This window comes from Noviherbaspirillum sp. UKPF54 (genome assembly GCF_007874125.1).
Lineage (GTDB): Bacteria > Pseudomonadota > Gammaproteobacteria > Burkholderiales > Burkholderiaceae_D > Noviherbaspirillum.
The window spans coordinates 154,111-178,134 of sequence record NZ_CP040128.1 but is presented as its reverse complement, the minus strand read 5'-3'; the positions used below and the strand labels follow the sequence as shown (position 1 = coordinate 178,134).

At 59.3% G+C, this 24,024-nt stretch carries 22 protein-coding genes; 9 read left to right on the top strand and 13 right to left on the bottom strand.

The window, feature by feature from the left end:
* Window positions 1–28 precede the first annotated feature (28 nt).
* Window positions 29–784 carry an alpha/beta hydrolase gene (locus FAY22_RS00820; RefSeq protein ID WP_146328474.1) on the bottom strand — a complete coding sequence of 252 codons (756 nt, stop codon included), beginning with the start codon at window positions 782–784 and terminating at the stop codon, window positions 29–31.
* 334 nt (window positions 785–1,118) lie between these two features.
* Between FAY22_RS00820 and FAY22_RS00815 the strand changes: the two genes are divergently transcribed.
* Genes FAY22_RS00815 through FAY22_RS00795 form a run of 5 tightly spaced genes read left to right on the top strand, consistent with a single transcriptional unit; the run spans window position 1,119 to window position 4,630 of the window.
* Entirely contained in the window at window positions 1,119–1,910 is a 792-nt protein-coding gene (locus FAY22_RS00815; protein ID WP_146328473.1) for a TOBE domain-containing protein, read from the top strand.
* Between the two features lie 18 nt (window positions 1,911–1,928).
* Complete coding sequence (gene modA / locus FAY22_RS00810; protein ID WP_146328472.1) at window positions 1,929–2,681, top strand: molybdate ABC transporter substrate-binding protein; 753 nt, start codon at window positions 1,929–1,931, stop codon at window positions 2,679–2,681.
* Window positions 2,678–3,088 (top strand): molybdopterin-binding protein, encoded by a 411-nt coding sequence (locus tag FAY22_RS00805; protein WP_146328471.1) that lies wholly within the window; start codon window positions 2,678–2,680, stop codon window positions 3,086–3,088. The genes modA and FAY22_RS00805 overlap by 4 nt, the downstream gene beginning before the upstream one ends.
* Window positions 3,085–3,756, top strand: coding sequence for a molybdate ABC transporter permease subunit (modB, locus tag FAY22_RS00800; RefSeq protein WP_146328470.1), 672 nt, complete (start codon window positions 3,085–3,087; stop codon window positions 3,754–3,756). Before FAY22_RS00805 ends, modB begins: the two co-directional genes overlap by 4 nt.
* 1 nt (window position 3,757) lies before the next feature.
* Window positions 3,758–4,630 (top strand): ABC transporter ATP-binding protein, encoded by an 873-nt coding sequence (locus FAY22_RS00795; RefSeq protein WP_146328469.1) that lies wholly within the window; start codon window positions 3,758–3,760, stop codon window positions 4,628–4,630.
* Between the two features lie 98 nt (window positions 4,631–4,728).
* Here the strand turns inward: FAY22_RS00795 and FAY22_RS00790 are convergent, their stop codons facing one another.
* The 8 genes from FAY22_RS00790 to dnaE all read right to left on the bottom strand — a co-directional run bounded on the left by FAY22_RS00790 (window position 4,729) and on the right by dnaE (window position 16,398).
* Entirely contained in the window at window positions 4,729–5,454 is a 726-nt protein-coding gene (locus tag FAY22_RS00790; RefSeq protein ID WP_146328468.1) for a DUF5672 family protein, read from the bottom strand.
* Window positions 5,455–5,507: 53 nt separating this feature from the next.
* Window positions 5,508–6,785: an O-antigen ligase gene (locus FAY22_RS00785; RefSeq protein ID WP_146328467.1), complete on the bottom strand. Its 1,278-nt coding sequence runs from the start codon at window positions 6,783–6,785 to the stop codon at window positions 5,508–5,510.
* Between the two features lie 14 nt (window positions 6,786–6,799).
* Window positions 6,800–7,993, bottom strand: a complete 1,194-nt coding sequence (locus tag FAY22_RS00780; protein ID WP_146328466.1) for a glycosyltransferase family 9 protein — start codon at window positions 7,991–7,993, stop codon at window positions 6,800–6,802.
* Window positions 7,994–8,032: 39 nt separating this feature from the next.
* Complete coding sequence (locus FAY22_RS00775; protein WP_146328465.1) at window positions 8,033–9,019, bottom strand: glycosyltransferase family 8 protein; 987 nt, start codon at window positions 9,017–9,019, stop codon at window positions 8,033–8,035.
* 151 nt (window positions 9,020–9,170) lie between these two features.
* The gene (locus FAY22_RS00770) at window positions 9,171–10,271 is read right to left on the bottom strand and encodes a glycosyltransferase family 9 protein (protein WP_146328464.1); all 1,101 of its coding nucleotides are present in this window, start codon (window positions 10,269–10,271) and stop codon (window positions 9,171–9,173) included.
* 40 nt (window positions 10,272–10,311) lie between these two features.
* On the bottom strand, window positions 10,312–12,072 hold the full coding sequence (gene msbA / locus FAY22_RS00765) for a lipid A export permease/ATP-binding protein MsbA (RefSeq protein WP_146328463.1): 1,761 nt from the start codon (window positions 12,070–12,072) through the stop codon (window positions 10,312–10,314).
* A 275-nt stretch (window positions 12,073–12,347) separates the two neighbouring features.
* A complete protein-coding gene (locus FAY22_RS00760; protein ID WP_146328462.1) occupies window positions 12,348–12,686 on the bottom strand; it encodes a hypothetical protein in 339 nt (112 codons plus the stop codon).
* 259 nt (window positions 12,687–12,945) lie between these two features.
* The gene (gene dnaE, locus FAY22_RS00755) at window positions 12,946–16,398 is read right to left on the bottom strand and encodes a DNA polymerase III subunit alpha (protein WP_146328461.1); all 3,453 of its coding nucleotides are present in this window, start codon (window positions 16,396–16,398) and stop codon (window positions 12,946–12,948) included.
* 147 nt (window positions 16,399–16,545) lie between these two features.
* Here dnaE and FAY22_RS00750 point away from each other — a divergent pair, with 147 nt between their 5' ends.
* Window positions 16,546–17,412 (top strand): sulfurtransferase, encoded by an 867-nt coding sequence (locus FAY22_RS00750; protein ID WP_146328460.1) that lies wholly within the window; start codon window positions 16,546–16,548, stop codon window positions 17,410–17,412.
* Between the two features lie 19 nt (window positions 17,413–17,431).
* Here FAY22_RS00750 and FAY22_RS00745 read toward each other — a convergent pair whose 3' ends face one another.
* The gene (locus FAY22_RS00745; protein ID WP_146328459.1) at window positions 17,432–18,130 is read right to left on the bottom strand and encodes a pirin family protein; all 699 of its coding nucleotides are present in this window, start codon (window positions 18,128–18,130) and stop codon (window positions 17,432–17,434) included.
* A 114-nt stretch (window positions 18,131–18,244) separates the two neighbouring features.
* Between FAY22_RS00745 and gluQRS the strand changes: the two genes are divergently transcribed.
* Complete coding sequence (gene gluQRS / locus FAY22_RS00740; RefSeq protein WP_146328458.1) at window positions 18,245–19,114, top strand: tRNA glutamyl-Q(34) synthetase GluQRS; 870 nt, start codon at window positions 18,245–18,247, stop codon at window positions 19,112–19,114.
* A 51-nt stretch (window positions 19,115–19,165) separates the two neighbouring features.
* Here gluQRS and FAY22_RS00735 read toward each other — a convergent pair whose 3' ends face one another.
* On the bottom strand, window positions 19,166–20,602 hold the full coding sequence (locus FAY22_RS00735) for a DEAD/DEAH box helicase (RefSeq protein ID WP_146328457.1): 1,437 nt from the start codon (window positions 20,600–20,602) through the stop codon (window positions 19,166–19,168).
* A 420-nt stretch (window positions 20,603–21,022) separates the two neighbouring features.
* On the opposite strand from FAY22_RS00735, the gene FAY22_RS00730 reads away from it, so the two are divergent.
* Together FAY22_RS00730 and FAY22_RS00725 are read left to right on the top strand one after the other, a co-directional pair.
* Entirely contained in the window at window positions 21,023–21,433 is a 411-nt protein-coding gene (locus tag FAY22_RS00730; protein ID WP_246860610.1) for an MbcA/ParS/Xre antitoxin family protein, read from the top strand.
* The gene (locus FAY22_RS00725) at window positions 21,424–22,113 is read left to right on the top strand and encodes an RES family NAD+ phosphorylase (protein WP_371417406.1); all 690 of its coding nucleotides are present in this window, start codon (window positions 21,424–21,426) and stop codon (window positions 22,111–22,113) included. Before FAY22_RS00730 ends, FAY22_RS00725 begins: the two co-directional genes overlap by 10 nt.
* A gap of 28 nt (window positions 22,114–22,141) precedes the next feature.
* Here the strand turns inward: FAY22_RS00725 and FAY22_RS00720 are convergent, their stop codons facing one another.
* On the bottom strand, window positions 22,142–22,678 hold the full coding sequence (locus FAY22_RS00720) for a response regulator transcription factor (protein WP_146328455.1): 537 nt from the start codon (window positions 22,676–22,678) through the stop codon (window positions 22,142–22,144).
* Window positions 22,668–24,017 (bottom strand): ATP-binding protein, encoded by a 1,350-nt coding sequence (locus FAY22_RS00715; RefSeq protein WP_146333094.1) that lies wholly within the window; start codon window positions 24,015–24,017, stop codon window positions 22,668–22,670. The genes FAY22_RS00720 and FAY22_RS00715 overlap by 11 nt, the downstream gene beginning before the upstream one ends.
* Window positions 24,018–24,024 lie beyond the last annotated feature (7 nt).

Sequence of the window (24,024 nt, the reverse complement as noted above, 5' to 3'; positions counted from 1 at the left end):
CCGTTTGTCGGCCTGCGCTGCTCTCGCGCTACGACGACGGCTGCCTGATCCAATTCGAAATAATATCCACCGCCTCCCGCTCCATCCCGATAAAACCGTGCCAGTGCAGTGCCGCGCACGGATCGCCGGTCGGGTTCGCGCCGCCATCGGCCATGACTTGTTTCTTGACTGGCGCGTTCGTCAGGCCACGCAAAATCAGCGGCACTTCATGGGGCCGGCATTGCACGCAGCCGTCCCTGGCGTGATGCAGCACCAGGACGGGCATCCTGATCGCCGCCAGGTCCTGCGTCGGCACGGCGCCGACCTTGCGGAAATTGGTGACCGAGCTGGTCAAAACCAGGCCTGCGATGGATGGGTCCTGGACATGGATCGCCATCGCAGTCGCCGAAACCGTCCCGCGGCTGGTGCCGACAATCCAGATCGGCGCCGCGCTCTGTTGCTTCACGAATTCCAGGACCGCACGTATATCCGCCAAGTGCGCGCTGCTGATGCGATCCGCGTAATCCAGTTCGTCCGAGTCATCCGGCCTTCCGAAGATGGCCACATTAAACCCGTTCTCCAGGAAATACGGCACGCTGCGCACCAGGAAGTTGCGGCTGGCAGGGCGGCCCTCCTCGACCTTGCCGAAACCGCCCCCGCCGCCGGGAAACAGAAAGACTGTCGCCCGTGCGCCTTCTTTCGCTTCCCAAAACAAGGTGGTCTTCACCTCCGGCCGGGTCGGAACTTTGAATAACTGCCCTTGCGCGCTGGCATTCAACGCACAGAATGCCAGCGCACATCCCATTGCAACGCGAAACACTGCCTGCAATAAACGATTCATTTGTCTCTCTTATAGCTGGGCCAACACCGATTTTAGGTGTTTGGCTAAAGTTGCATATTATCAACAAATTGGTTGAATGCGGGGCAAGAAATCTGCCCACCACGAACTCGGCGATTACCAGTCCGCGCCTTGTGCCTCGCGCCCCGCAAGCGGAGCGCGGAACGGTTCTGCGCTCCCCTCGCATGCCGCTTTTGCATCTTGCCCATCCTCCATTTGGCCTATGGTTTCGCCTCACCAAGCGTTATATCATTCGATATATAACGCTATGCCATGCCAATTTTTACACTTCCGCTGATAAATGAAGATCGAAGGACGCCTGTGGATCGCCAACGACGACGGCAATCTTGCCGGCCGCGGCCGCATCGACCTGCTGCAGCGGATTGCCGACACCGGCTCCATCAGCCAAGCGGCGAAAAGCATGGGCATGAGCTACAAGGCGGCCTGGGATGCCGTGGACACGATGAACAACCTGGCCGGCGCGCCGCTGGTGGAACGCAGCACGGGCGGCAAAGGCGGCGGCGGCACGCAACTGACCGAGCGCGGCCGGCGGCTGATCGCATCGTTCAAGCTGATCGATGACGAGCACCGGCGCTTTTTGCAATCGCTGGGCGAACACATCGAAGACTTCGCCGGCATCTATCCGCTCATACGAAGACTGAACATGAAGACCAGCGCGCGCAACCAGTTTTACGGCAAGGTCAGCCGGATCAGAAGCGGCGCCGTCAACGACGAAATCGATGTCGCGCTGCCCGGAGGCGACGAAATCGTCGCGATCATCACGCGCGAAAGCACGCAGCACCTCGGACTGGCTGTCGGTTCCGAAGTCATCGCCCTGATCAAGGCGCCTTGGGTCATCGTCGCGGTGCCAGACGATGACATCAGGCTCTCCGCGCGCAACCGGCTGCGCGGCACGGTGGTCAAGCTGACGCCGGGCGCGGTCAACTCCGAAGTCGTGATCCAGCTGCAAGGCGGTACCACGGTCTGCGCGGTGATTACCAACGAGAGCGCGCGCGAACTGGGCTTGGCCGAGGGCCGCCCGGCATGCGCCATTTTCAACGCGTCACACGTCATCCTCGGCGTGCCCGCATAACCCGTCGCCCTGAAGTCCATGATCAAACCAAGCTTCCTTGCCGGCCTGCTGCTCTGTGTCGCAAGTTGCGCACAAGCCGACACTCTCACCGTTGCGGTCGCCGCCAACATGCAATACGCATTCGAAGAATTACAGGTGGGATTCAAAAAGGAGACCGGCCACGATCTCAAACCCGTCTACAACTCCTCCGGCAAGTTCGCTGCCCAGATCATGAACGGCGCGCCGTTCGACGTCTTCCTGTCGGCCGATATGGAATATCCGGAGAAGCTGCACCTGCAAGGCTATGCCGACACGCCGCCGAAGGTCTATGCCTACGGCGCACTGGTGCTGTGGACGATGAACGATCTCGACCTCGGCAACTGGCAACGCGTGCTGGCGGGTCCCACGGTGCGCAAGATCGCGATCGCCAACCCGAAGACCGCGCCTTACGGCCGCGAAACGCTGCGCGCGCTGGCTCATCTCAGCCTGGAACAATCCCTGGCGCCGAAGCTGGTGTACGGCGAGAGTATCGCGCAGACCAACCAGTACATCCATTCGAAGTCGGCCGACGCCGGCTTCACCGCCAAATCGGTGGTGCTCGCGCCGGAAATGAAGGGCCAGGGCAAATGGATCGATCTGCCCAGGAGTGCGTATCAACCGATCGCACAAGGCGCGATCATCCTCAAGCACGGGCAGGCAACCAGTCCGCAAGCCGCACAGCGCTTCCTCGACTTCCTGTCTTCCGCCAGGGCGCGCGCGGCCCTGGAACGCTACGGCTACCTTCTGCCATGAACCGGCTGCCGGCCACGATCGTTGCGGTTGAAGTGCACGGCAGCATTGCCGTCGTCGACGCCGCGGTGGGCGATCACCGTTTTGCCGCGACCCTGGTTGGCGCCGGCGAAGAGGTGGCTTCCTGGACGGCGGGCATGGCAGCTACGCTGCTGTTCAAGGAAACCGAAGTCTCGCTGGCCAAGAACCTGTCCGGCCTGATCAGCATGCGCAACCGGATTCCAGCCTCCGTCACGGCCGTCGAGCGCGGCAAGCTGCTGACCAAGGTGACGCTGGCATTCGACCGCTTCGTCGTCGAATCGGTCATCACGACCCGATCCTCGCATGTGCTCGGGCTTGACATTGGCGACGTAGTCGAAGGCTTGGTAAAGGCAAACGAAATGACGGTTATCCCGGAGGCGCGCACATGAGCCACGACTGGCAGCCGCTGCTGCTCACCTTCCGCCTCGCCGCGCTGACCACGGTGATCCTGCTGGCGACCGGCATTCCGCTCGCCTACTGGATTGCCTATTCGCGCACCCGCTTCAAGCCGGTCATCGAAACCCTGGTCAGCATGCCGCTGGTGCTGCCGCCTTCGGTGCTCGGCTTTTACCTGCTGCTCGCATTCAGCCCGCAGCATGCGTTCGGCCACTGGCTGGAGCAGTGGTTTCAGGTCAGGCTGGTCTTCAGCTTCGCTGGACTGGTGGTCGGTTCGGTGATTTTCAGCCTGCCGTTCATGGTGCAGCCGATTCAAGCGGGATTTCAGAGCATCCCGCTGTCGCTGATCGAGGCGTCGCGCACGCTCGGCAAGTCCGACCTCGTCACCCTGTTCCGCGTGCTGCTACCGAATATCAAGCCTGCCCTGCTTTCGGGCTCGGTGTTGAGCTTTGCGCATACGGTCGGCGAGTTTGGCGTGATCCTGATGATCGGCGGGAATATACCCGGTGTCACCAAGGTCGCATCGATCGCAATCTACGACGAGGTGGAGAGCCTGAACTATGCGGCGGCCAATTTCTATGCGCTGGTGCTGTTTGCGGTGACGTTTGCGATTCTGCTTACTGTCTATGTCGTTAACAAGAAATGGCTGAAGGCGGGATGACGTGATCGAGATTGCTCTAAACAAAGCGCTGCGCCATACCGGTGGCCAGTTGCAGTTAGAGATACATGCCGGGATCGACACTGGCAGCTTCGTCGCGTTGTCCGGCCCTTCCGGTGCCGGCAAGACCAGCCTGCTCAGAATGCTCGCCGGGCTAAGCGCGCCGGATGCGGGCCGCATTGTGTTCGACGACACAACATGGTTCGATTCGGAGCGCTGCCTGAACGTCCCGCCGCAGCGACGCTCGATCGGCTACGTATTCCAGGACTACGCGTTGTTCCCGAATTTAACGGTACGCCAGAATGTTGCTTACGCCATTGGGCAAGGAGACAAGATCTGGATCGACGAGTTACTTGAACTGACGGCGCTCACCGACCTGCAGCATCGCTTGCCGGACACGCTGTCCGGTGGGCAGAAACAACGCGTTGCACTTGCGCGCGCACTCGCGCGCAAACCCCGCCTGCTCTTGCTCGATGAGCCACTCTCGGCGCTTGACACGGCATTACGTGTCCAGATGCAGGATGATCTCGCCCGCCTGCATCAACGCTTTGGACTCACCACTCTCCTGGTAAGCCATGACATCGGGGAAGTGTTCAAGCTTTCCCACCGAGTATTGCGAATGGAGTCCGGGCGGATCGTACAAGCAGGCTCGCCGGCCGAAGTATTCCTGCAAAAGCGGCTCTCCGGCAAGCTGAACCTGCATGCGCAAGTACTCGCGATTCAGCACGAAGAGGTGGTTCACATTGTTTCTCTGCTGATCGGTCAGGAGATCGTGGAGGTCATTGCATCCGATGACGAAGTGGCAGGCCTGCGTCCTGGCGACTGCGTCGCGATCGCATCGAAAGCAATCAGCTCCCTCCTGTTCAAAAGGAGTTGACCACTTGACTTCCATCTGCATCCGCTGACATGCCACGTCCCACCCCGGATAAATCGATTTTTCCGAGCATGACCCTCATCACATATGAAATATCCGTGCTAAAAGTCCCTGTGATAGAGAAAATTGTAGATCTTCAACCATAGAGGGCGTAGCGGCATATTGAAGCCCTGATGCCCGTGATGTCCGAATGCATCTTGCAATTCTCCTTCACAGCTGAACCGTGCCGCCAGCTCAACGGGGGCGAAGCGAAAACCACATTGCTCCAAGTAAGGCCGCTGGTATTGGCAAATGACCACATCCTCGTTGTCGGTCGCTTGGATGCGCTCATCCTTTGCCAGAAATTGCTGCAGACGTTTGCTGCGGAGGGAAAATCCGCCATTGCCCACGCGATGCTCACGGTGCGCCTCGCCTTTGGTCAAATGAACAGGCCATGGAGCACCAATATAGTCATATCCCAGGAATGCCTGATCCCACAGCGCATGCTTCCAGATAAAACCATCCCATTGTGCGACGAGAACGTAATCGGTATCAAAGTAGCGATCCAGATCTTTTAGCACAAACTTTGAATAGGCTTCGATAGAGCGGATCTGCTCGATCTTGACCGTCGAAGCATCACAGGAATCGAAATGCGTCAGCAGTTTTGCATCACCAAAATTGCAGTAGAAAAGGCAATGATCGAAGGCGCGCTTGGCCCGCTCATAGTTCACGCAGTCGATGACGACCAGCGTCACATTGGGTAGCTCCAGTTTCTTTACCTTGCCGAACAAGGGAAAGCCAAATTTGAAAATCTTCTTGCGGATTTTTTGCCGTAGCCAGGCGAGCATGTTAGTTACTGTAAATTGACGAAATGTGTCTATCAGTTGCCGCGGCCATTGCTTCAGACCGAAGCCCCGGAGGAAGCGAGCAATCTCTCGCGCTGATAAACGTGGGTAAACAAAATGGCCATGAATATAGTATAAAAATTGTCGCTTGCGCCCCACATGAACATCACGTCCGTCAGCCCAAAGATCAGATAGCCGGTGCAAAGCATCAAGCCCATCGCTGCCGTGGCCTGCAGTTCCTTGTCTTTGTGCCTCAGTTTCCTCGCAAAAAACACTCCTGGTACGAAATACAGTGCCAGCAAGCCGATGAGGCCAAAGCTCCCCAAGGTCGCCATATTGTAGAAAATCTCATTGTGAGAATGAATCTGGCGCGCGATGACCGGGGAGATTTTTCCTTCTTGCCCCAAATGCTGCAAAGTAGGTCGAAAGTTCTGTCTTCCAACGCCAATCAATGGATGTTCGACGAACAGTTCGATGGAGGTCTTCCACAGGCCTAAGCGCGTTCCGACCGATGTGTCGGACGCGGTGTCCTTTGAGTAGATGGTGACGTCTTGCTGCGCGGCCTGGATACGGTTCTGGACTCTCGGACTCAGGAAAAACAGCCCAATCAGCAAAGCGACGGCGAGCAAAGCAACCAGAATCTTCTTCTTGAGTTCGAAACGATCGAATAGGACGATGACCGCGATAGCGGTTAGAAACGGGATCGCCAGCCATGTTCCACGCGTGTCCGAGATGTAAGCTGCGTAAAGCGCCCCGACACTGGCCAGGATCTTGACCGCATTGCCGACCCATCGCACCCGTGCGGTCCCGCTTTCGTATTTGACCGACAGTAGGGAAAAGAAACCCAGCAGCAGCGTCATGTCGGCCAATTCGATGATCGGCATGAAATCCACATATGCCGCTCGGGTAGTCCCTCCGTCGGTGATGATGTACATCTTGATGGTAGCCAGGAGTGCGCCAAGCACATAACTCCATTGAAACCATTTGAACATCTCTGCGGTACACATCAGGCTAGCCCACGCAACCAGGATGAACAGAGCCATACGTGACGGAAGGTCCAATGAATGCGCGTCAAAGTCCTGCGAGATAAGTTGGTTCAGCAGGATGGCGATGAACATTCCGGCCATAGCCAAGTGAAATTTCCAGAACTTGCGTACGAAGACGGGAAAACTGGTCCCGCCATGCTCAATGTGGAAGATGAGGGAAACCAATGCGATGAGGAACAGGTGATAGAACCCAAGGTTGCCGACCTTGCGGACGATCAGTAGCAGGCTCGACGAGGAAAAAAGAATAAGAAATACGAGCCAGCGAAAAGCCAAAATTGGATTCTTCATTTTCGACACCCAGCTCAAAAGGAGTTGAGCGTCTGCTTTCCACCGCTATCCGACGACATGTCGCGTCTCGCTCTGGAAAAATCCATTTTCGCCAGCACAGCCATTACGTCGTCCACGGTGATTTTATCCACCCAGTCATCGCGGTTTCGCACAGTAATCACGGTACTGTTAGCCTGATCGATTGGCGCCCACTCCGGATTTTTCTGGCGCATCAACGCGATCACGGGAACGTGTACCGCGTTTGCCAAATGCATAACAGCTGTTTCGACGGAAACGATCAGGTCACACAGGCTTAATATCGCCGGCAGCTGGAAAAAATTGTCTTCGGCACTGAACAGATGGACCCGAGCCAATGCGTGCCGTGCAAACAGCTTTCTGGCCCTCTCCAGTTCTTCCGGCACGACATTCACGATGAACCCCGTCTCGCGCCATTCGCCATGCCGGCGCAGCGCCTGGACCAGTTCGATCACCCGCTCAAGCGGCCAGCTGCGCTCGAGCGATTTGGAAAATGCGTTGAGAAAGACCGCTTTCCCGGCTTGCCGGCCCGTACCGTCATTCGACGCAAAGCCCCACGCAGCGAACTGCTGCTGCGCGTAGCGCATCCATTTTTCCGGAATATGCACAAACGGGAAACGCGACGCCGGGGGAATCTCAATACCGAACAACTGCGTGAACCAGCCAGCGTAGATGTCGCTGATATGTTGATCAGCATGGGTAGTCGCCGTATACGCTGGGATGAAGGCATCAAGCTTGCGATAGATGAGATGCTTGGGAATATCGTAGGGACGGACACGTTTTTTCTGGCCGACGACAAAACCGCGCGGGCTGATCTTGCGTGCCAGAATCGCGTACTTATGTCTTTCCAGGACACCGAGCGATACGACGATCGGATAATCCTGTTGCTGCGCCTCGTGGATCGATTGCTTGAAAAGTGCAGGGCTGTAAGTCTGGTTGTAGACCTTCTCGATGTACGGGCACTCCGCCAGCCAGTCGTACAGCGAGTACTTCTTCAAATGCTCCCATTCGGAAGCGCGGCTGGTGCGCCTGCGCTCGTCCACCCACAAGTGGATTCTGATATGTGGAAAAGCCCGCGCGAATGCCTGGAAGCAGTTTTGCAAATAGGTGAAGTCTCCCAATGCAAGATGTGCGACAAACAGGATCTTGTTTGACTTTTCAAGCAAATCCGGGGCAATCAACGGTATAGACATGAGTGGCGTGAAGAAAAATTTCCAGCATTGTAACAAGCGTCAAAAACGGAACTTCGCACGCATGTAGTTCCAGTACCACCAAAGACTTGCCGCGACCTCCCTTCGCCTCAAAAGGAAACGAGAGTGCATTCTCATCTCCTTGTAGTTCTTCGGCACTTCGTCCATCGGCATGTCGGCCCAAGGCGACATCGCATGGAATCTAGAAAACAAGTTACGTGAATCGTGCAGCGTCCAGTTGCCCCATGGCTTGACGGCGCCGGCGAAATGAATGAATACCGCGTCGCCCTCCAATTGCAATTTCCTTTGGTCGCGTTCGAGGTCACCAACCAGGCCATACAAGTAATTCCACTTCTTGTCGATGAAGCGGGCGCGCCCTTCCAGCACCACATTCAAGGCGTCCTGATCCGGAAACCGGAATTGATTACCCTGGGTGAGCAAGGCATCGATCGTTCTCTCGGTGATCTTGTTTGCCATCCAAAGATCGACGTTCATGTACATCACGCCGGAGTTGAAGTACTGCTGCTGTTTAAGCTGCAGCTCGGCGCATCGCCTTCTGGTCGTTGCCTCTGCATCGGGAACGACGGCGGCAATCGTGTCGCCGATATCCATCGCCATCAGTTCGGCAATGCTACCAACGCATAGGATGTCGGCATCCAGATAAAGCACGCGATTTGTCTCCTGCCGCACCATGGCTGGAATCAGAAGTCGACTGAAAATGGATGGCGAATAATAGGATGACTGCGTAAAGCGGGAAAATTCCTGGAAAACTGCCGGATCGACAATATGGATTTTCGTGTTGACGCCAAATTTCTCCTCGAGTTCGCGCAGCCGGTGCCGGTGTTCGTCTGCGACAGAAAAAGCGAATATATGGAAGACAAAATGGACATCGCGATTATTCGCAATGAGCGACGTGATGGTCGCTCCCATGCTCCGGAAATAATGGTTATCGACGCAAAAAGCCACATGGAATGAAGGCTTCGCGCTTACCCCGCGCCTTGCAGCGTCATCATCAAGAAGAATGCTCATCGATCGTTCTTATGCCTGTTTATAGGCCGTTATTTGTCTTTCTATCCCTGCCAATGCGGCCCCTCGAAAATTCTCTATGTCGCCGTGCGCGAAGGCTGCCGGTTTCACAGCAACCGCCTTGCACAGTTCGGCACATGGACGAATTTTCAGCTTAAAGCGTCCCCATGACCTGTTCCACCGTAATAGCCTTGACCCAGTCCCTGCGCCTGTTCGTCGTGATTACCGTGCTGTTGTCGCGATCAATCGGTACCCATTCCGGATTTTTCTGGCGCATCAATGCGATTACCGGTACATGCACTGCGTTGGCAAGATGCATGACTGCGGTCTCCACCGAGATGATCAGGTCGCACTCGCTCAATATCGCCGGCAACTGAAAAAAATTATCGCCGGCGCTGAACATGCGCGTGCGCGGCAACGCATACCTGTCGAAGACCTGTTGCGCGGTCGCGACTTCATGCGGCATCGCGTTAATGATGAAGCAGGAGTCTCGCCACTCGGGGCGTGCCGCCATGGCCATAATCAGCTCCGCCACGTGTTCGAGCGGCCAGCAGCGCTTTTTGGTTTTGGCGTAAGGATTGATGAACACGAGCTTCCCGCCACGCCGGTCGAAGCCCCAGTCATGCAAGGTGCGCTGCGCATATTCGTTCCACTGCCGGGGGATCTGAACGAAAGGGAAGCGATCCTGAGACGGAACACGCATACCGAACAACTGGCCGAACCAGTCAGCGTACACGTCGCTGATGTGCTGCGTATTCTCGCGCGATACAGTATAGGGCGCTATCGTTGCATTCAGGCGGCGATATGCGGCAACGCGATGCAGCTTCCAGATGCTCATGCGCTCCTTCATGCCCACCACGAATCCGTGCGGGCTGATCTCTCGCGCCAGACGCGCATACTGATGCGGGCGCAAGGTCGCCAGCGATACAACAACCGGATAATTTTCCTGCTGCGCCTCATGTATCGACTGCTGGAATAGCTCTGGGCTATACGTGCGACTGTACACCTTGCGAAAGAACGGGCATGCCGCCAGCCAGTCATACAGCGAATATTTACTCAGATGCTCCCATTGCGACGAATCGGAAGTGCGCCGCACTTCGTCCACCCACAGGTGAATTTCGATATGCGGGTATGCCTCCGAAAAAGCCTTGAAGCAGTTCTGCAAGTAGGTATAGTCGCCCAACGCCAGATGCGCGACAAACAGAATCTTTTCCGACTTTTTCAACAGGTCGGCGGGAACTAATTGCATTGGCATGAATAGTTCTTTTTATTTCAAAAATAGATGATTTGGACTGCTAAGCTGGAGCCTGTGCCGGTTCGCCCCCTGCCTCCTGAGAAAACTGGAGGCGATACAGATTGGCGTATACGCCTTGCTTTTGAAGCAATTCATTGTGCGTGCCGATTTCGACGATACTGCCGCCGGACAGTACCACGATCCGGCTTGCACGCTCAATGGTGGACAGCCGGTGGGCAATGACGAAGGTGGTACGCCCTTGCATCAGCTGATCCAGCGCGGCTTGCACCGCGCGCTCCGACTCGGTGTCGAGCGCAGAGGTCGCTTCGTCCAGGATCAGCAGCGGCGCGTCCTTGTATATCGCGCGTGCGATCGCTAGGCGCTGGCGCTGGCCGCCCGACAGGCGTGAGCCGTTGTCTCCGATCCTGGTGTTGAAGCCTTCCGGCAAGTTGGCAATCACGTCGCCGAGATGCGCAGCGTGTGCCGCCGCTTCGATTCGCCGGAAATCGGGAGCCTTGTCGCCATAAGCGATATTGGCAGCGATGGTGTCGTCGAACAGTACTACGTTCTGGCTGACCATCGCGATCTGCGCGCGCAGGCTGGCAAGGGAAATTTCTTCGATCGGCTGGCCATCCAGCAGAATCCGGCCGCTGCTTGCCGAATAAAAGCCGGGGATCAGATTGACCAGCGTGGATTTGCCACCGCCTGACATCCCGACGAATGCGATCGTTTCGCCCGGTTGCACATGAAGATTGATGCCACTTAGCGCAAGATGCTGATGGCCGGGATAGGAAAAACCTACATCGACAAAATCGACCCGTCCCGTTGCCCTTCCGCCAAGCTGCTTGCCACCGGTGCGCTCGATCGGCGCATCGATCAAATTGAACACTGCCTCGGCTGCGGCCATCCCGCGCTGCAATGGCCCATTGACCTCAGCAAGCTGCTTGAGCGGCGCCAGCAACATCAGCATCGCGGTCAGGAAGGAAACGAAACCGCCCACCGTGATCTCGCCATGCTCGGACAACACTAGGGCCAGCACGACAACCACTGCCACCGCGCACGCGGTCATCAGCTGGGTAATCGGTACTGTCGCCGCAAACGTGCTCGTCATGCGCATCGTGTAGCGCCGCAGGTTGTCTGCCCGCTCCTCGAAGCGTGTCTTCTCGTAGTCCTGGCCACCGAAAATCTTGATGACCTGCTGCGCCCGCGTGGTTTCCTCGATCACTTGCGTCAGCTGTGCATTGACGGTCAACGACTGCTGGTTCAGCTTCTTCAGGCGCTTGCCTGTAGCGCGCACCACGAGCGTAACGAGAGGCAGCAGCACCAGGGTGACGATCGTCAGCTTCCAGTTCAGATAGAGCAACCAGGCGAGCAAGCCGACCACGGTCAAGGCCGATCGCACGATCGAGGTAAACACTTTCGTGATCATCTCGATAATCTGCTGCACCTCGAACATCATTGAGTTGATAACACGACCAAGCGAATGGGTAGCGTAAAACCCGACAGGCACATCCAGCATCCGGCTGAACATCTGGCGCCGCAATTCGTTCAACAGGCGCGACGACACCCAAGTCATCATATAGGTACTGAGAAAAGTCGAACTGCCGCGAACGACAAAGATGCCGACCACGGCAAGCGGCACCAGCCAGTACGAGAAATTGGCTTTTCCGGTAAAGCCCTTATCCAGCAGGGTCTGGAATATGTAGGGAACAACCGGTTCAGTCGCCGCGGTGACGATCATCCCGAGGAAAGCGAGCGCAAGACGATTCATGTAGGGCCGATGCATCTGGCCCAGTCGTTTGAAGTAGGGTGATATTTTCATGCTTGAGCTGGGCGGAGTCATGCGAGGCCGCCCCATTCCGGGAAATACTATCGTTTTGTCATCCCACGCGTATCAGTTCGGACAAATGCGTGAAATAGCCGCCTATTTTACCGCGCTTATGTTGACGTCTCTCAATGAGATTCTTCGGGCGAACGCACTACTCCTGCGCATCGAGACTGGCGAACAACGCAAGTGGCGCATGTGCACACATGATCTGAAATGAAAATAGGGCAGGTTTGGCCTGCCCTATTTTCATATTCCCGGAATGTTAAAACTTACTTCTTCGCCTTATCCGCCTTCGCTTCAGCTTTGTCTGCCTTGGCATCCGCTGCGGCTGCCGCCTTGTCGGCATTCGCTTCAGCCTTTTCCTTGCTGGCTTCGGACTCGGCCTTCACCTTCTTCTTGCTGGCTTTCGCTTCTGCCTTGGCGGCTTTCTTGTCGGCTTTCGCAGCCTTCTTTTCAGCCTTCGCTTCGGCCTTTTGTTCCTTGCTGTCGGCCTTGTCCGTCACGGTTGCGGTGGATGCCTTGTCGTCATGCGCCGCCGCGGTGGTGCTTGCCGCAAATGCGGAGGAAGCGAAAACGCCGGCGATCAGCATTGCAATCAGTTTCTTCATTTCAGTACCCTTTCTTGAGTGAAAAACGAAACACGATGCGTCTACGTGTATGGTTAGAACGGTTACAGAACGACAAAGCTGACAGATGATAAGAATGGTTACATCTTTAACTATTCGAGACACTCTTAGTATTATTTGGAAACCATAGAGCCGGTTCCAAGAAAATATGCAGGAGTGGTTCCATCAGATCGAGGATGGATTCCCCTGCGAAATATTTATTCGGCAATTGATCGACGCCGGCAAGGTCTGTCCGTGCCGCTCAATACTCCACCATCGCCCCCTGCACGCCCAGCTTCTCGGCCAGCGTCTGCTTCAAGCCGTCGGCCGGCGCCACCCGCCAGTCGTCCGCGAGCCGGATTTCGCAATAGCCGACGCCCTGCTGCAGGTAGCGCATCGTGAGCGGCAAGCCGGTCTCCGAACGATAGGGGGCGAGCACATTCTTCATCTGCAGCGCGTCGAGGCGCGCCTCCAGCGAAAACGCGAACTGCTTGCCGAACGCCACGCGCGCCATCGCGATATCCATCACCTTCTCGGCGCTCACGCGCAGGCCACCGGAAAAGCGGTCCTCCGAGACCTTGCCCTGCACCGCGAGGAATTCGTCTTCCTTGAAGAGATGCCGGTTCGGATCGTACAGCTCGTTGAACACCGTCACGTCGACCGTGGCGGTATTATCGTCCAGCGTCACCACCACCATCTTGCCGCGCTGGGTCATCTGCACCCGCACGGCGGTGATGATCCCCGCCATCAGGCGCGCGTCGCGCGACGGCTCCAGGTTTGCCAGCTTGGTCTTGACGAACTTGCGCACCTCGTCCGCATACGAATTGAAGAGGTGGCCGGACAGGTAAAAGCCGAGCGCGGTCTTTTCTTCGGTCAGGCGCTGCTTGTCGCTCCAAGGCGGCACCTTCAGGTATTCCGGCGGCGTTTCCAGGTCGCTGGCGTCGCCGCCGAACAGGCTGACCTGGTTGGCCGACGCATGCGCCTGTTCCGCGCACTCCATCGCGAAGTTGACCGACGCCAGCAGGATGCCGCGATCGACCTTGAAGCAGTCCATCGCGCCGGCACGGATCAGCGCCTCGATCGTGCGGCGGTTGATCTGGCGCTTGTCGACGCGCTTGACGAAGTCGAACAGGTCCGTAAACGGCCCGCCGGTCTCGCGGGCGGCAATGATCGCCTCGATCGCATTCTGCCCGCTGCCCTTGACGGCACCCAGGCCGTAGCGGATCTGCGTGGCCTTCTTGCCCGGCTCGCCCACCGGCATGAAGCGGTAGTGCGACAGGTTGATATCCGGCGGCAGAATCTGCAATTTGCAGATATCGATCGAGTCCTCGACGAGGATCTTGATCTTGTCGGTGTCATCCATGGCCAGCGACATGTTGGCTGCCATGAACGCGGCGGGATGATGCGCCTTCAGGTAGGCGGTGTGATACGACAGCAATGCATAGGCGGCGGCGTGCGACTTGTTGAAGCCGTAGCCCGCGAACTTCTCCATCAAGTCGAAGATCTCGTCGGCCTTCTCCTGCGTCAGCCCGTTCTTGGCCGCGCCTTCGCGGAAGATCTGGCGATGTTCGGCCATTTCTTCCGCCTTCTTCTTGCCCATCGCGCGGCGCAGCAAGTCTGCGCCGCCGAGCGAGTAGCCGCCGATCACCTGCGCCATCTGCATCACCTGCTCCTGATACACCATGATGCCGTAGGTTTCGGACAGGATGCCCTCGGTACGCGGATCGGGATAGTCGAACTTCTCGCCGTGCTTACGCTTGCAGAAATCCGGAATCAGGTCCATCGGGCCCGGACGGTACAACGCCACCAGCGCGATAATGTCTTCGAAACGGTCGGGACGCGCGTCTTTGAGCATGCCCTGCATGCCGCGGCTTTCAAGCTGGAACACGGCGACCGTTTTGGCCTTGGTGAGCAGCTCGTAGGATGCCCTGTCGTTCAGCGGCAGCTTGGCCAGATCGAAGTCCGCCATCGACGGGTCGAGCATCTTGATGTAGTTCACCGCCCGGTCGAGGATAGTCAGCGTGGTCAGGCCCAGGAAGTCGAACTTCACGAGACCCACCGCTTCCACATCGTCCTTGTCGTACTGCGACACCACGCCGGCGTCGCCGCCCTGCGTGTAGAGCGGACAGAAATCGGTCAGCTTGCCGGGCGCGATCAGCACGCCGCCGGCGTGCATGCCGATTGAGCGCGTGATGCCTTCGACCTGCTGGGCCAAGTCGAGGATCTGCTTGACCTCCTCTTCCTTTTCCATGCGCTCCTTCAGCAGCGGCTCTTCCTCGATCGCGTCGGCAATGGTCACCAGCTTGCCCGGCTTGAACGGGATCAGTTTCGAGATACCGTCGCAGAAGTTGTAGCCCATGTCGAGCACGCGGCCCACGTCGCGCACCGCGCCCTTCGCAGCCATGGTGCCGAAGGTCGCGATCTGCGACACCGCGTCGCGCCCGTAGCGGTCCTTCACGTACTGGATCACGCGGTCGCGGTTTTCCTGGCAAAAGTCGATATCGAAGTCAGGCATCGATACGCGTTCAGGATTCAGGAAACGCTCGAACAGCAGGTTGTAGGCGAGCGGATCGAGGTCGGTGATCTTCAGCGCGTACGCCACCAGCGAACCTGCGCCGGAGCCGCGGCCCGGTCCGACCGGCACACCGTTGTTCTTGCCCCACTGGATGAAGTCCGCCACGATCAGGAAGTAGCCGGGAAACTTCATCTTGATGATGGTGTCGTTCTCGAACTTCAGGCGCTCCTCGTAGCGCGCGCGGTTCGCTTCGCGCTTAGCCTCGTCGGGGAACAATTGGACCAGACGCTCTTCCAGCCCGATCTTGGTCTGCTGCACCAGGAAATCGTCGAGCGACATGCCGTCCGGCGTCGGAAACAGCGGCAGCTTCGGCTTGCCTAGTTCGAGCTGCAGGTTGCAGCGCTTGGCGATCTCGATCGAGTTTTGCAGCGCCGCCGGCAGGTCGGCGAACAGCTCGGCCATCTCGGCCTGGGTCTTGAAGCACTGCTGCTCGTTGAAGCGCTTGACGCGGCGCTGGTTGGCGAGGATTTCGCCCTCCGCGATACAGGTGCGCGCCTCGTGCGCGATGAATTCCTCCGGCGTCAGGAACTGGATCGGATGGGTCGCCACCACCGGCAGCTTCAGGCGCGACGCCAGCGCCACCGCTTGCCGCACATGGTTGTCCATGTTGGGCTGGCCGTAGCGCTGGATCTCGACGTAGAAGCGATTCGGAAAAATGTCCGACCAGCGCTCGGCGCAGCGCTCGGCCACCGCGATGTTGCCGTTGTCGATCGCCATCCCGACATCTCCGGAATGCGCGCCCGATAGCGCGATCAATTCGCTGGACGCGCCGTTTTCCAGCCACTCGGTCCGGATCTCCGCGCGTCCGCGATGCACGTTGGTCAGCCAGGCCTTGCTCAGCAATTCACACAATTGCAAATAGCCGGTGCGATTCTTTACCAGCAACAAAAGACGCGACGGCTTGTCGCGGTCGGCATCGTTGGTGATCCAGACGTCACAGCCGGCGACCGGCTTGACGCCCTTGCCGCGCGCAGCCTTGTAGAACTTGACCATGCCAAACAGATTGGCCAGATCGGAGATCGCGAGCGCCGGCTGGCTGTCTTTTGCTGCGGCTTTGACAACATCGTCGATGCGCACGAGGCCGTCGACGATCGAGTATTCGGAATGGAGGCGAAGATGGATGAATTGCGGTGTGGTCATCGCGCTATTTTACCTCGGCACCTCACTTCCGCTGAGCAATTGCAGCAACCCCGACCGGATGAATTGCAACACCCGGAAACGAATGAAATAGCATTGCCGATACATGTTTATAATGGCTTCAAATCAAAGACTTATCTTCATTTTCCGATGCAGCCCAGCCCTATTTACGTCAACATTGCCGCCTACAAATTCATCACCTTCGACGACACCGTCGAAAAACGTCCGCAATTCCTCGCCCGGTGCGAAGAACTGGGCCTGAAAGGCACCATCCTGCTCAGCCCGGAAGGGATCAACCTGTTCCTTGCCGGATTGCGCGAATCGATCGACGCCTTTCTCGCGTGGCTGCGCGCCGATTCCCGCTTCGCCGACCTGGAAGTCAAGGAAAGCCACTCCGACCGCCAGCCGTTTACCAAGATGCTGGTCAAGCTCAAGCGCGAAATCATCACGATGAAAAATCCGCTGATCAAGCCGGAGGAAGGCCGCGCCCCTGCGGTGGATGCGCAAACCTTGAAGCGCTGGCTCGACCGCGGCCATGACGACGCCGGCAAGCCGGTGGTGATGCTCGACACCCGCAACGCGTTCGAAGTCGATGTCGGCACCTTCGACAACACCGTCGACTATCGCATCGAGAAATTCAGCGAGTTCCCCGAAGTCGTCGCACGGCACAAGGACGATTTCAACGGCAAGACCGTCGTCACCTTTTGCACCGGCGGCATCCGCTGCGAGAAGGCGGCGATCCACATACAGAACGTCGGATTCGACAGCGTGTATCAGCTGGAAGGCGGCATCCTGAAATATTTCGAGGAAGTCGGCGGCGCGCATTACACGGGCGACTGCTTCGTGTTCGATTACCGCACGGCGCTCAATCCGAAACTGGAGGCGACGGACACCAAGCAATGCTTTGCCTGCCGGGCAGTGGTGACGCCGCACGAGCAGTTGTCGCCGTATTACATTCCAGGCAAGTCTTGTCCGCATTGCAGGAAAGAAGCCGCGCCGCAACCGGCCACGACCTGAGCCGGCAAATCACGGCAAATTACGCCAGATCGAACAGCAACACCTCTGCCTCCCGCCCCTCGGCCAACACAACCCGCGGCTCGTCGACCAGCTTGAGCGCGTCGCCCGCCTTCAGGGCAACGCCATTGGCGACGATCTCCCCGCGCGCCACATGCAAGTAGGCGCGGCGCCCAGGCGCAACCGGCAATTCCGCATGCTCGCCATCGCCGAACAGGCCGGCATACAGCTTCATATCCTGGTGCACGACGACCGTGCCATCCTGCCCGTCGCGGCTCGCGATCAGACACAGGCGGCCGCGTTTTTGCGCCTCGTCGAAGCGCTTTTCCTCGTAGCCGGGCGCAAGGCCGAACGTGGCGGGTTCGATCCATATCTGCAGGAAATGCGTGCTGCAGTCCTGCGCATGGTTGTATTCCGAATGCATGACGCCGGTTCCCGCGCTCATGCGCTGCACGTCCCCCGGCCGGATCACGCTGCCGTTGCCCATGTTGTCCTGGTGCGCCAGTTCGCCGTCGAGCACATAACTGATGATTTCCATGTTGCGATGCCCGTGCGCGCCGAAACCGGCGCCGGGCGCGACGCGGTCCTCATTGATCACGCGCAGCGCGCCGAACCCCATGTGCTGGGGATCATAGTAATCGGCGAAGGAAAAACTGTGCCAGGAATCGAACCAGCCGTGATTGGCGTGCCCTCGCGCTTCGCTCTTGCGTACCTCGACCATTGTTCGCCCTTCAGGTAAATTCAACGGTTTCGACTTGAACAACTGCATAGAGTTTTCAGCCCGCCTGCATCGGGCCTGATTTTGGACAAGGCTATCAAGATTTCCTGGAACGACATGAATCCATCGTATATCGGCCGCTTCGCGCCCTCGCCTTCGGGCCCCTTGCACCGTGGATCGCTGGTCGCGGCCCTGGCCAGCTATCTCGACGCCAGGGCGCATGACGGTCAATGGCTGGTGCGCATCGAGGATGTCGACGAGGCGCGCACCGTGCCGGGCGCGGCCGAGGCCATCCTGCAGTGCCTTGGCGCATTCGGGATGCGGTGGGACGGCGAAGTGGTTTGGCAAAGCCGGCGCAAGGCCTTGTACGAAGCGGCGTTCGCGCGCCTGGGCTCGCATGCGTATGCGTGCGGCTGCACCCGACGCGAAATCGCCGACTCCCGCATCGGCATCGCCAGCGACGGCGCGGCCGTATATCCCGGCACCTGCCGGCTGGGACTGGCTGCGGGAAAAACGGCACGCGCCTGGCGGTTGCGCGTTCCGGAACATGCCGATGCCCGTGTGGCATTCGAAGATCGCTGGATGGGAACGGTGGAACAAAACCTGGCGAGCGAAGTCGGTGATTTCGTGCTCAAGCGCGCCGACGGCTTCTGGGCATATCAGCTGGCCGTGGTGGTCGACGACGCGGATCAGGGTGTTACCGACGTGGTGCGCGGCGCGGATTTGCTGGATTCGACGCCGCGCCAGATTTACCTGCAGCGCCTGCTTGGCGTGCCGACGCCGCGCTACCTGCACGTGCCGGTCGTGACCAATGCCCAGGGAGAAAAGCTGTCGAAGCAGACCGGCGCGCTGGCGCTGGATTGGAAGAAGCCGCTGGAGGAGTTGATTGCGGCGGCGCGCTTCCTGCAATTGCCGGTTGAAGGGGTGCGCTCGCTGGAGGAATTCTGGCGCGAGGCGGTCGCGGGGTGGGCGCGGCGGTTCAAGTGACGCCCCTTTCCCGCCCGAGAGAGAGGGAAAACCTCTCTTCGGATTCGCGGCTTACCGCTTCGGCATCCCGCCCAGCAGCGCCGCCACCTTGGCCTTCTGCTTGGCCGCGCCGGGTTGAGCCGCCTTACCCTCTTCCTTCGGCTCGCTTTGCGGCGCCGGCTCGTACGGCTTGAGGAACCAGGGGTCGACCTTTTCCTTGCGCGGCGCATAGTTGCTGCGTCCGTACGAGGAACGCGCCGCGCCGTGGCGCTCCTGGCGCTCTTCGCTGTCTTCATGACGCACGCGGCGGTCGGCCGAACGCGGAGGCACGAAACCGGTCAGCTGCAGGCGCGAGATGGTGTGCTTGATCAGCTTTTCGATGTCGGCGAGCTGCCGCGCATCCTTGTCGGTAAACAGCGAGATCGCGTCGCCGGAAGCGCCGGCGCGGCCGGTACGTCCAATGCGGTGCACGTAGTCCTCGGCGTTGTACGGCAAGTCGAAATTGATCACGCACGGCAGTTCGGCGATATCCAGGCCGCGCGCGGCCACGTCGGTGGCGACCAGCACTTCGATGCCGCCCTGCTTGAAGGCTTCGAGCGCGGCCATCCGTTCGCCCTGGGTCTTGTCGCCATGGATCGCCGCCGCCTTGACGCCTTCCTTTTCCAGATGGCGCGACAGGCGCGATGCGCCGATCTTGGTATTAGAAAAAACGATCACCTGCTTCAGGCCGCGCTCGCGGATGATGTGCGCCACCGCGTCGCGCTTGGCTTCCTCGTCGACCTTGTACAGCACCTGCGTGACGTTGTCGGCGGTAGCGTTGGAGCGCGCCACTTCGATCGTCACCGGGTTCTTCAGGAAGCTGTTCGCCAGCTTCTTGATCTCCGGCGAGAAGGTCGCGGAAAACATCAGGTTCTGGCGCTCTTTCGGCAGCAGGTTGATGATGCGCTGCAGGTCGGGCAAGAAGCCCATGTCGAGCATGCGGTCGGCTTCGTCCATCACCAGGATCTGGGTCTGCGACAGGTTCACGGTCTTTTGCTGCACATGGTCGAGCAGGCGTCCCGGCGTGGCGATCACGATCTCGACGCCGGCGCGCAAGGCAGCGGTCTGCGGCGCCATATCGACGCCGCCGAACACCACGACGGAGCGCAGCGGCGTATGGCGCGAATACGCCTTGACGTTGTCGGCCACCTGGTCGGCCAGTTCCCGCGTCGGCGTCAGGATCAGCGCGCGCACCGGATGGCGCGCGGGCGACGCGCTGGCATTCGCATGCGCGAGCAGCAACTGGATGATGGGCAAGGAGAAACCGGCCGTTTTTCCGGTGCCGGTCTGCGCCGCGCCCATGACGTCGCGGCCTTGCAGGACAACGGGGATCGCCTCGGCCTGGATCGGCGTCGGATGTACATAACCTTGGTCGGCGAGCGCGCGCAAAATGTCGGCGGACAGTCCGAAGTCTTCGAAGCGGACAGCCGGTGCGCCGGTTTGCGGGGTTGCTAACGGGGTGTGGGACATAGGTGATTTCAATAAGCCTGCTGCCAGGCTACGTTAAGCGCGACGTCAATGAACTGTGCCGAAAAACGCCGCCTATTCGGTTACAGATTCCACGCAACGTGACGGTAGTCGACCGCAGCATCGTTACGTAAAACAACCTTTCATTATACGCCTGCACGGAAGCACCGTTCATGATCCGTCGGGCCAGTGGGCCGTGAACGACTGTGGGGCGCTTCGCACGGCGCGCCTATCCTGTGACAGTGGCGATAGGCAAAGATTGCAGGCAAGCGCCGGACAATGCCTCAAAAGCCGCCAATTTCCGAAAATTCCCTGCGATCATTGCGAAATTGTGTAAATAAAGTCCATAAATAGAAATTCAATTGATTAATGTCCATATATAGACTAAAGTATTTACAATCAGGAAGCAAAGCGAGGACATAGATGGGAATGCTTGCCGAAAACGCACAAGCACCAGTCACGGCGCAAGCGATGTCGACTGCGGCGGTACGCGCATTCGGCAATATCGCTCGCCTGTGGGGCCTGGATACCGAGGAACAGCTGGTCCTGCTGGGCAGCCCGCCGCGCTCGACCTTCTACAAATGGAAAAAGCAGCCGGACGCGGCCCATCTTGGGCGCGACACGCTGGAACGCATTTCCTATCTTCTTGGCATCTACAAGGCCTTGCAGATTCTCTTGCCGGATGAAAAGGCCGCCGACAGCTGGATCAGGAAGCCGAATACGGCCACGCCGTTCGGCGGCAAAAGCGCGCTGGACCGCATGTTGTCGGGGAATGTAGCGGACCTGTTCGTCGTGCGCCAGTATCTCGATGCAATGCGCGGCGGCTGGGCGTGACGTCGCCGAAGACGTTCCCGCTGGCGCAGGTCGACTGGCATCCGGCCTGCCGCATCGTCCCGACGCGCTTCCCCGCGATTAACCTGTTCGACCGGGTCGCCTCGCCGGACGATTTCGACGCCTTGTATGCGCTCGAAGCGATGACCAACGACCGCATCCGCGACGAAGTGGGCGCCATCGAACTGGTGCCGCGCGCGGAGCGCCTGTACGGGCCAGGCTGCGGCCCGATCATGGCGGCCTTCACGCACCTGAATCCGGCCGGCAGCCGCTTTTCCGACGGCAGCTTCGGCGTGTTTTATGCGGCCAGGGACAAGCGCACAGCGGTGGCCGAAACCCGCTACCACCAGGCGCGCTTTCTGGCGGCGACCAGCGAGGCGCCGATCCAGCTGCAGATGCGGATGTACCACGTCGAGGTGTCGGGGCCGCTGCACGACTTGCGCGGCATGCCCAAGGACGATCCGGTCTACCACCACGCATCTTATGCGGCGTCGCAGGAACTGGCGCGCCAGCTGAGAACGGAAGGCTCGAACGGCGTGAGTTACCGCAGCGTGCGTCTGGAAGGCGGCGAATGCGTGGCCGCTTTCAGGACTGGCGCATTGTCCAATTGCCGGCATGCGAGCCAGATGCTCTACCAGTGGGACGGCGCGCAGATTTCGGACGTGTACGAGAAGGTGATGTGACGCTCGCGGCGTGCGCGCTTGAGCATCGCTATTTGACCCGCTGCTTCTCCAGCTTGCGCGCCAGCGTGCGGCGGTGCATGCCAAGGCGGCGCGCCGTCTCGGAAATATTGAAGCCGGTTTCCGCCAGCACTTCATGGATGCGCTCCCATTCGAGCGTCTTGATCGAGGTCGAGCGGTTGGTCAGCTCGATGTCCGTGTTGCCGGCGACATGGCCGAACGCCGCCTCGATATCATCGGTGTTGGACGGCTTGGCCAGATACTGGCAGGCGCCGAGCTTGATCGCCTCGACGGCGGTGTTGATGCTGGCAAAGCCAGTCAAGACCACGATCAGCATGTCCGGAGCATGCCGGTGCAGCATTTGCACGCCGGCCAGGCCGGACGAATTGTCGCCCAGCTTGAGGTCGACCACCGCGTGCGACGGCGTATGCTGCTGCAGCAATGCCGCGACCCCGTCGACGTTCGCCGCGTGCAGCACCTGGTAGCCGCGGCGCTCGAACGAGCGGCCGAGCGTGCGCGCAAACGCGGCATCGTCTTCCACGATCAACAGCAGGCGCTCAGACGCCATTTCCCGGCCCCTCCTCCAGCGAAATCGATGCCAGCGGCAGTGTCAGCAGAACTGCGGCGCCGCCTTCGGCGCGGTTGCGCGCGCTGACCGCGCCGCCCAGCTTGCGTGCGACATTCACTACCAGGAACAGCCCCAATCCGCCGCCCGGGCGTCCCTTGCTCGACTGGTAAGGCTTGCCGAACTGCGTCAGCATCTCGGGCGCAAATCCGGGGCCGGCATCGGTGATCAGCAACTTCAAAGCATCGCCCTCGCGCGCAGCCTCCAGGCTGACCCATTGCGGCGAGGCCTCGAAGGCATTATCGAGCACGTTGACGATCATTTGCTTGAGCGCGGTGTCGAACACCACCGGGATGTCCGGCTGGATGCGGTTTTCGTAGCCGAAGGCCGCGACCGGCCGGCTGGCGCACCATTCTTTGACCAGATCGTTCAGGAAAGTGCCGATGGTGGTCCTGGCCGACGATTCGCCGCGCGCTTCGCCTGCCGACAGCAGGATGCCGCTGACGATAGTCTTGCAGCGCTTCAATTGAGCCTGCATTTCGGTAATTTCTTCCAGCAGATCGGGATTCCTGCTGAATTCCGGCATGCGCCGCCAGTCGCCGAGGATCACCGACAGCGTGGCCAGCGGCGTGCCGAGCTCGTGCGCCGCGCCGGACGCCAGCAAGCCCATGCGCACGATATGCTCTTCCTCGGCCGCGCGCTGGCGCAGGCCGGCCACTTTTTCGGCGCTGGCGCGCAGGTTGCGCGTGATGCGCGTGATGAACACCACCAGCAGCGATGCGATGAGGACAAAGCAGATCAGCATGCCTTCCACATACAGCGAGGGGAAGCTGCGGCCCGGCTGGATCGGCAACGCCAGCGGCGTGGAAAACAGCGACAGCCCGGCCAGGCACATGCCGGTAATGACAACGATGGTCCAGGTCGACCAGGCTTCCAGCAACACCGCGCTCAGAATCACTTGCAGCAGATAGAGAAAAGCAAACGGATTGGTGGTGCCGCCGCTGAAATACAGCTGCGCCGTCAGGCTGCCCACGTCGACCAGCAGCGCGAAAAACAGTTCTCCGTTGGAGACGACGCGGCGTTCCTGCCAGCGCAGGTGGCTGGCGATGTTGAACGCGATCAGGCAGGACAGCACCGCGAGCATCTGCGGCAGCGGCAAGTGAATGCCGAGCAGGCCGGCGACGATGGAGATGGTCGTGACCTGCCCGACCACGGCGATCCAGCGCAGCTGGATCAACTGCAGCATGTTGTTGTGGCCGGCGACCTTTTCGACGCGCGCGGCGGCCGCCGATTTTTCCCTTGCCCCGGTCCGGTTCACTGCTGTTCCAGTCTTGCCTGTCATTTCCGCC